Raw genomic sequence first — 7,883 nt, 5'->3', positions numbered from 1 at the left:
GCTACAGCTACATCAAATGTTCCAAAAAAATATAGAAGAGCTAATGCAAATTAGCCGCTATCGGTTGAAGGATTACATCAAAGGACAAAGAGCTATATCGCTTGCCCTATCTACCTTCTAGCTCGCTTGTCCCCCTCTCAGAGATCGATCAATCCTATGTAAGTTAAACTTATCACACACAACCTAGAAGAGCCTCACCGCTACTACCGAATTACTAAGGGACTTGCGTGGGAATAATATCCCAATCGATCGGAGGGCGCAAGCTTTGCGCCCCTACAGTAACGGATTTTGTCCACAATGTAGGGGCGAACTGCGTTCGCCCAAAAGGTACATTATCAAAGCTCAAGTCCCTAACCGCTAAAAAGGGAGTGGGGAAAACAAAATTCCCCGCTGCCCCTTGCCTATTCCCAGACTTGCCCCGATCCGATACAATTGAACGGTTGTCTTGGAAGAATTAATAGTGATCGAGCGTTATACTCTCCCTGCAATGGGGAATTTGTGGACGGATAGATATAAATATCAAACATGGCTAGAGGTAGAGATAGCCGTCTGTGAAGCGCAAGCAGAATTAGGCTATATTCCCGCGGATGCAGTGGAAGAAATTAAGGCAAAAGCTAATTTTAATCCCGATCGCATTTTAGAAATAGAAGCAGAAGTGCGCCACGATGTCATCGCCTTTTTAACAAATGTTAACGAATATGTGGGCGAGCCGGGACGTTATATTCATTTGGGTTTAACCAGTTCTGATGTATTAGATACCGCCCTGTCCTTACAATTAGTCGCCAGTTTAAACCTGATTTTAGAACAATTAGAAGATTTTATCCAAGCCCTGCGTTATCGCGCCCAAGAACACCGTTATACAGTCATGGTGGGACGTTCCCACGGCATTCACGCCGAACCGATCACCTTTGGCTTTAAACTAGCGGGATGGTTAGCGGAAGTGCTGCGAGGACGCGATCGTTTAATTCGCTTGCGCCAAGACATCGCCATCGGTAAAATATCCGGTGCAGTGGGAACCTATGCCAATATTGATCCGAAAATTGAGGCGTTAACCTGTCAGAAGTTAGGATTAGAACCGGATACCGCTTCCACTCAAGTTATCTCGCGCGATCGACACGCCGATTATGTGCAACAATTAGCCTTATTAGCAGCTTCGATCGAACGTTTTGCCGTGGAGATTCGCAACCTACAAAGAACCGATGTCCTAGAAGTGGAAGAATACTTTTCCAAAGGACAAAAAGGCTCCTCCGCTATGCCCCATAAACGTAATCCCATCCGTTCAGAACGCTTAACGGGAATGGCGAGAATTATCCGTAGTCATAGCGTTTCCGCCTTAGAAAATATCGCCCTCTGGCACGAAAGAGATATTTCCCATAGTTCCGTAGAACGGGTAATGCTGCCGGATGTTTGCATTTTGACCCACTTTATGCTCAAGGAAATCACCGATTTAGTTAAAAATCTGCTGGTGTATCCCGAAAACATGAAGCGAAATATGAATGTTTACGGTGGCGTGATTTTCAGTCAAAGAGTTCTTTTAACTTTAGTGAGTAAGGGAATTAGCCGGGAATCTGCCTATAAAATCGTCCAAGAAAACGCCCATCGCGCTTGGAACACCGATAACGGCAATTTTCAAGCTTTTATCAGCCAAGATGAGCGAGTTACTGGCATTTTATCCCCCGACGAGATCGAAAGTTGCTTTGATCCCCAGCAGCACCTAAATCATCTTAATAGCATCTACCAAAGGTTAGATATTTAAGAGGCGAATTAGGGAATAGGGAAGCGGGGGTGATCGAGATGGAAACGAAAATTTTATCGGTAGAAGACCATCAAGCGATTGGGCGATTACTTTCAGACACCCCCAGCGCCGATAACTATACCGTGGACGTGGCTGCGGAAGGAAAAACTAACTGGGAAACGATCAAACGATAGGAGTAGGATCTACTGGTGTTAGATAGCGGAGTACGACGGTCTCAGGCTTTGTCGGTGGGTGAAGGTGTGGAATGTGGGTTCTAAGCGCATTAGTTGCCCGTGATGATCCAATCTCTATCTGAAGAATAGTTATAATTCTTGGTTACTAATGTAAATTTGGGCAACACTATGATCAACCAAAAATTAAAAAAAATAATTAATTATCATTTATCAAAAGTCCTCGAATATAATGCTTTTGAGCGTTTTGAAGGTGTCACTGACAAGAGTAGTTTTCTTAATATGATTGGTAATGATCCAGCTTTTGCTCCTTTTTTTCTTAATGATACTAAATACGTTACAGCAAGGATTGGAGGGAACCTAATTACTAGCCTTCACCGTAAACTTGGTGATATGTATGAGGAAATTTTTCAGACACTATTAGCAGATAAACTTAATATATCTTCGGAAGATTTATCTTATAGTCTTATGCTAAATATTGACAACAAATCACAGAAACGTTCTACCGATGGATTAATCAGCTACTCAAAATTATCTTTAGAGAATGCTAGACGTATTGAACAGTTAAAAACGGATAAAACAGCAATTGGGATGGCTTTTGAAGTACGTTCTTGCTATCAAATTGGTGACTCAAAACGCATACAGGCTGACCGAGACATGGCTCTAGCACTAAACAATAAAAAAATAGAACCAGTCATGATTATTTTTTGCTCATCTTCTTTGACCAGTCCTGTAAAGCGTCTAAGAGAATATTGGAAAGTCTACGAGGGGGACAATGCTTTTGAGTTTGTCAAACTGCTGACAGGGTTTGATTTACTCAGCTACTTCAAACAGGAAGATAAGTTAATACGAGAAATTATGGACAAGATTTTTGACATGATGTAGTCTTAAGCTTTTTTTACACAAATTGCTGTTTCATAGAGTTTCTTCTTACCTCCACGTTTCCGCAAAACAAGAATTTGCTCAACAGCAAAACCATTCTTTTCAAAAATTTTACCCAATAATATATCAGTAAAAATATCAACGCCAGATAGTCTAGAATTGCCAACTATATATGCCCCTCTAAACTTTTTACTGGTAACTTTGGCAAGTTGAGCTATATGGTTATCCATCATATTAAAATATTTTATGGCGTAGTTACACATCAAGTTATTTTGTGGACGTAACTGGTTAACCATCGGCAAAAGTATATCAAAAATATGATCATTTGGGGCTACTTCAATCTCATAAAGCATTGACGTAGCCTTACCCCATGTGCCACCAATTGAGGCACAATCTAGATCAGCAGATTCAGAAGCCTGTGAGAAAACTTCCATAAAGAAAAGTTGTGGACGAGTAGTATGGACATAACTAAATCTATTAGGATAAGGAGGAGAAGTAATCACTCTATCTATTGTTTCTTCGACAAAACTAGATAATTGGGTACTATCACCTAGGTAAACTTTTATAGTTCCCCACTTGTCTCTTGTAGATAAATGTTTTAGATCAGTGATAATAGCTTCAAAGTTGTCACGGAAGTCTTTCCAAACATTAATTTCACGGTTATGTTTATCATCAAAACTAATAGTAGGGTGATTTCGATGAATATTAGCGCAATCTAGAACCGAAGAACACAAAGCTAACCAATAAAGATGTTTATAGTTCTCATTCTCTATTTTCCAAACAGCCCGACGAATTAGAAGTAACTCTTTTAAAACTTCTTTTCTCCACCATCTAAATACATTGTGAATTGGTGGGATAGTTAATTGATATTTTTCCTCGGCAGTTTCTAAAGACAAATTCTTAGCTTCATCTAAAGTATCAAGAAGATAAGTTTCAAAAGATTGAAAATGTTGAGTTAATTGTTCAATATCAACTGCCCAAGTCAAGGCATATTCAGATGCAAGTTTTAGTAATGGATTCAACTCTATGCCTAGGGCAAATAGTCCAAGTTTCTTAGCTTCTATTATCGTCGTACCTTTTCCTAAAAAGGGATCGCACAATACAGTTTTTGATGAACATTCTAAATATTCACATAGAAATCTAACTAATTCAGGAGCATAACTTGGCGTTAGTCTAAACCAACGATGAACAGGTTCATTAAGACCATTTAAGAAAGTAACATCCCCAAGTTTGGGTGTCAAAAAATTAAACCCTTCTTGAATGTATTGATCTGTGTAACTTGTTTCAAATAATTCAAGTTGGATCATCTGATTCTCCCTTGTGTTGATGGTTAGATTCTGTGTGATACTCCGCAAATCTTTCACAAACTAAATTGATGACTCTATCAGCATGGGTATAGGTTGCATATTAACTTATAATTTTGTCAGCACATAAAATGGTTTTAAGTTCATCGAGTGAGACTTGATAATATTTGGCAATTTTTTTAAGTAAAGTGATATTTAGAAACAAAAGTCCATTCTCTAATTTACTTAAGACAGACTAATCCATATCTAAATCCGCCGCAACCTTCCTCACTAATTTAGCTTTAGACTCCCGAAGTTCTTTGATTCGTTTGCCAAAGGAATGATATCCATCGCTTTTTGACATATTTTTTTCTTGATTAATGTTATTCAAGATATTACTGTATCATACTGTGTTCGCTTCAGTCCACAGTTGCCAGAAGTTTTGCCTGAGTGCGATGTCGAAGGCGCTGCCTAGCAGTACGCCGATTTTGTCGGGTGCGTTCCCTGCTGCGACGAGGGGGAACGCACCTTACCGATTATGATATAATCGCGGCATATACTCCTCGCTTGCGACAACCGCGATGAATGTTTTCTGGCGCTATTTCCCCTTGGCATTTGTTGTTATGCTTTCTAATGGTTTCACCCCACAACAAGGGCGAACGGAATCACCCAAAGTTACCTGTCAAATAGAAAGCTATCCCTCCACAAAGCAAAAAGTTCCCACGACAATGATCCAGAACGGAACGGGGAATTTAGTACCACTTATTTATTGGGTGGAGGAAGTTGCCGGGGAAAAGCCTCTAGAGCGGTGCAAGGAAGTTTCTGAGATTATTCAAGCAAGATATGACGATAAAACCTGGAGTCGTTCTTTTTTACGGACGGGAAAATCGAGTGATAATTATCCGATCATTTGTTTTGTCAAGGAACCCAAAGATAAAGCTTGCGATACCGAAAGAGAACTTATCGTTAAATTAAAGCGAGGGGAAAACGCGGAAAGAGTTTTAGATAAGATGTTAGCCCTTCGCTATCGGACGGATTTAAAATTAACGGGAGAGTTTCGTTTTTATTATGGAGAGACTCACCGAGAGGTTTATATTCATGTCAAGAAGTTTATCGAAGAAGTGGAGCGATCGAGGACTGAAAGACAATGATAAAAAGATGGTTCGCTTGGTTGGGTATTGTCTCGATATTGATACCTTTTCCTGTGGCGATCGCTCAGTTGGATCAATCACAATTAAAGGGGATTACCGTCAGAATTGATGTAGAAGGAAACTATAAAGAGGATGGGGGTTCTGGGGTAATCGTTCGCCAGCAAGGACAATTCTACACGATTCTAACAGCATATCATGTGGTGCAAGAAAAGAGAAACTATAAAGTTTTAATTTTTAATCCTTCTAATCAGCAAATAATCGGTAGCCACATCATTAATGAGAAAAATATTAAGCAAATTGACGATTACGATCTAGCGGAGATTACCATACAAAGTTCTGCCAAATATCGAACGGCGAATATAGGAGATAGCCAGCAATTACAACCCACCGATGATCTAACCGTTTCTGGCTATCCGCTTCCTTCCTCTCTGATTACAGAAAGGCTATCTACTTCCACCCTTAAACCGGGTAAATTTAATGATAAATTACCTCCTGATGCTCTACTAAAAGGGAAAAAGGGGGCAACGCTGAAGATGGATGTAGAAACGGAACCTGGAATGAGTGGCGGCGCGGTTGTTAATAAAAATGGTGAATTAGTCGGAATATTAGTCGAAGCAGATAAAGACGCTTCTGGGAATAAATCTTCATCTTTAGCGATTCCTATTAATTTATATCCTCAGTGGCAAGCGATTCGGAATTCTCAAAGATTATCTTCCTCTCTTCCCTCTCCCAATCAAACTTTGGAGCAATTACTAGCGGCTAAAAAATGGGGACAAGCAAATGATAAAACTTGGGAGATTTTACTAAGTAAAGGCGATTCAGATAAGTCAGGCGATCTAAATAGTTTTGAGGTGAAGAATTTAGAATGTGAAACATTGAGGTATCTAAATAGAAAGTGGAGTGAAGCCTCCAAAAAAAGGTACGGTTTTGAGGTGCAAAGTAGAATTTATAGCGAATATCATCAACAAGATATCGTGTCGAACATTGATCAATATACAAGATTCGCTAAGAGATTAGGATGGTTTGACAATATTCAAAACATATCAACCCTTTCCGTCGAGAGCCTATACAATCGAAAAAATCCTCATGATGGTTTTTATCCGATTTGGTTTGTTTATGGCAGGGAATTAGGAAAAAGTCCTTTCGGTTTACCCGCGCCTCTTGATGATATCTTATATAAAGATCCGAATATAACCTGGGGAAGTAGGGGAACTATTTTAAATAGTAAAATACAGGAATGCGTCAATTATTATTGAAATATTTTACCTCAATAATTCAACAATTTTGATAATTGAACATAAGCTGAATCCTCACGATTACGAGTGTTTAACTGGGCAATTTAATATTCTTAAATCTTAGAAATTCCTTATACTGAAAATGAAGTTCAAGCGTATCAAACTCGTTAACTTGATTGGAGACATTATTAAATGTTAGAATTACTTTAACGGGTGTTCCTTGAGGAAATCTTGAACTCAAACCACTTCTATCACCTTCAGATTTTTGATTTCCAATTTGTATTTGTCCGCAGGGATAAACATTACCATATATATCAAATAATCGGGTAATATTGTCATATCCGCAATAAACATAAGCTCCTAAATCTTCTGTGCTTCTAACTACCACCGAACATTTGACACTTTTAGCTACACGGGTACAACTTTGTAAAACTCCCGCAAACCATTTATTCTCATTAACATTGCCTCGTTGTGCCAGTAGTAGCGTGTCCCTACGGCTATTGATTCCGTCGTTGACTTGGCTTTCCCTTACCCCTGTCATTCTCTGAGATGCCGACACGCTAACCCCCGAAACTAATAAGGCCAAAGCGAGTAAACCAAAAACCGATGTTCTGTAAACCATATCAGGTGACTCCTCACACAATAAAGAAAACCGAATGATGCTATTATAGCCGAGATCGTAGCACAGATCATTATATTTGAGGCATTGTCCAGTAAATCCTATTATTTTGATGATAATTTAATCAATTTATAGAGAAGAAATAGATTGATAGGGAATGATTTCTTCTAGCCTATTGCCTAGATTTTCTCTGGCTACATCCAATTCATAAGCCTTTTGTAAATTCATCCACAATTCTGCCCCAGTATTAAAGAAACGTCCTAATTTTAAAGCAATATCTCCCGTGAGATTCGCGTCTTTTTGTAGGATGTGATAGAGAGTTTCTTGCGAAACATAAATTTTTTGGGCAAGCTGAGAGATAGTAAGATCAATTTCTTCTAATTCATCCGCGAGAATTTCACCGGGGTGAATGGGGCTTTTCCAATTATTCATCATCAACCTCCTTTAATGATAATCAACAATTTCAACATGACAGGGTTTCTGTGTCTTGACAGCGAAAACTTTTAATCATAGACTATTTCGCTTCTTTAACCGAATCTAACTCTAAAGAGTTGATTATCTCTCTCGCTTCCTTTTCATACTTATCAAAGTCTTGGGTACTGGCTTCATAACGAATCGTATATTGTTTTTTACTGTATAAAAAACCGGTTCTTCCGAACTTACACTGTAGAAAATTCCCCAAGCTCCCTCTCTGTCCAGCAATGCTCTAAAGTTGATAAATATCAATCTAACAAAAACTCAAAGCCCTATTGTACAAGCTTTACAAGCATGAGTTGTTGATAGTTTT

Annotated in this window: 9 protein-coding genes and 1 pseudogene; 5 read left to right on the top strand and 5 right to left on the bottom strand. The window is 38.9% G+C overall.

What is annotated here, in order from left to right:
- Positions 1-460 precede the first annotated feature (460 nt).
- The 3 genes from purB to O9324_RS20840 all read left to right on the top strand — a co-directional run bounded on the left by purB (position 461) and on the right by O9324_RS20840 (position 2,811).
- Positions 461-1,756: an adenylosuccinate lyase gene (gene purB, locus O9324_RS20850; protein WP_288141200.1), complete on the top strand. Its 1,296-nt coding sequence runs from the start codon at positions 461-463 to the stop codon at positions 1,754-1,756.
- 38 nt (positions 1,757-1,794) lie between these two features.
- The gene (locus tag O9324_RS20845) at positions 1,795-1,929 is read left to right on the top strand and encodes a response regulator transcription factor (RefSeq protein ID WP_271992121.1); all 135 of its coding nucleotides are present in this window, start codon (positions 1,795-1,797) and stop codon (positions 1,927-1,929) included.
- A 168-nt stretch (positions 1,930-2,097) separates the two neighbouring features.
- Positions 2,098-2,811 carry a hypothetical protein gene (locus O9324_RS20840; RefSeq protein ID WP_288141199.1) on the top strand — a complete coding sequence of 238 codons (714 nt, stop codon included), beginning with the start codon at positions 2,098-2,100 and terminating at the stop codon, positions 2,809-2,811.
- 2 nt (positions 2,812-2,813) lie between these two features.
- On the opposite strand, the gene O9324_RS20835 is transcribed toward O9324_RS20840, so the two are convergent.
- Together O9324_RS20835 and O9324_RS20830 are read right to left on the bottom strand one after the other, a co-directional pair.
- The gene (locus O9324_RS20835; protein ID WP_288141198.1) at positions 2,814-4,115 is read right to left on the bottom strand and encodes a TRM11 family methyltransferase; all 1,302 of its coding nucleotides are present in this window, start codon (positions 4,113-4,115) and stop codon (positions 2,814-2,816) included.
- A 100-nt stretch (positions 4,116-4,215) separates the two neighbouring features.
- Positions 4,216-4,335: pseudogene (locus tag O9324_RS20830) on the bottom strand (helix-turn-helix domain-containing protein); the annotation flags it as partial.
- A 337-nt stretch (positions 4,336-4,672) separates the two neighbouring features.
- Here O9324_RS20830 and O9324_RS20825 point away from each other — a divergent pair.
- Entirely contained in the window at positions 4,673-5,242 is a 570-nt protein-coding gene (locus O9324_RS20825) for a COP23 domain-containing protein (RefSeq protein WP_288141197.1), read from the top strand.
- Entirely contained in the window at positions 5,239-6,498 is a 1,260-nt protein-coding gene (locus O9324_RS20820) for a trypsin-like peptidase domain-containing protein (protein ID WP_288141196.1), read from the top strand. The genes O9324_RS20825 and O9324_RS20820 overlap by 4 nt, the downstream gene beginning before the upstream one ends.
- A gap of 70 nt (positions 6,499-6,568) precedes the next feature.
- Here O9324_RS20820 and O9324_RS20815 read toward each other — a convergent pair whose 3' ends face one another.
- The 3 genes from O9324_RS20815 to O9324_RS20805 form a co-directional block, all read right to left on the bottom strand.
- Positions 6,569-7,099 (bottom strand): hypothetical protein, encoded by a 531-nt coding sequence (locus O9324_RS20815; protein ID WP_288141195.1) that lies wholly within the window; start codon positions 7,097-7,099, stop codon positions 6,569-6,571.
- A 126-nt stretch (positions 7,100-7,225) separates the two neighbouring features.
- The gene (locus O9324_RS20810) at positions 7,226-7,528 is read right to left on the bottom strand and encodes a HigA family addiction module antitoxin (protein WP_288141194.1); all 303 of its coding nucleotides are present in this window, start codon (positions 7,526-7,528) and stop codon (positions 7,226-7,228) included.
- Positions 7,529-7,610: 82 nt separating this feature from the next.
- Positions 7,611-7,778: a hypothetical protein gene (locus tag O9324_RS20805; RefSeq protein ID WP_288141193.1), complete on the bottom strand. Its 168-nt coding sequence runs from the start codon at positions 7,776-7,778 to the stop codon at positions 7,611-7,613.
- Positions 7,779-7,883: the final 105 nt, after the last annotated feature.

The sequence above is a fragment of the Microcystis sp. LE19-84.1B genome (genome assembly GCF_027531875.1).
Classification (GTDB): Bacteria; Cyanobacteriota; Cyanobacteriia; order Cyanobacteriales; family Microcystaceae; genus Microcystis; species Microcystis panniformis.
Note: the sequence above shows the minus strand (reverse complement) of the source record. Positions and strands in the feature narration are given on the sequence as shown.

Bases quoted from the DNA above. Each gene is read 5' to 3' on its own strand.
- O9324_RS20815 (WP_288141195.1), bottom strand. From the start codon at position 7,099: ATGGTTTACAGAACATCGGTTTTTGGTTTACTCGCTTTGGCCTTATTA.
- O9324_RS20835 (WP_288141198.1), bottom strand. From the start codon at position 4,115: ATGATCCAACTTGAATTATTTGAAACAAGTTACACAGATCAATACATT.
- O9324_RS20845 (WP_271992121.1), top strand. From the start codon at position 1,795: ATGGAAACGAAAATTTTATCGGTAGAAGACCATCAAGCGATTGGGCGA.
- O9324_RS20820 (WP_288141196.1), top strand. From the start codon at position 5,239: ATGATAAAAAGATGGTTCGCTTGGTTGGGTATTGTCTCGATATTGATA.
- O9324_RS20810 (WP_288141194.1), bottom strand. From the start codon at position 7,528: ATGAATAATTGGAAAAGCCCCATTCACCCCGGTGAAATTCTCGCGGAT.
- O9324_RS20825 (WP_288141197.1), top strand. From the start codon at position 4,673: ATGAATGTTTTCTGGCGCTATTTCCCCTTGGCATTTGTTGTTATGCTT.
- O9324_RS20840 (WP_288141199.1), top strand. From the start codon at position 2,098: ATGATCAACCAAAAATTAAAAAAAATAATTAATTATCATTTATCAAAA.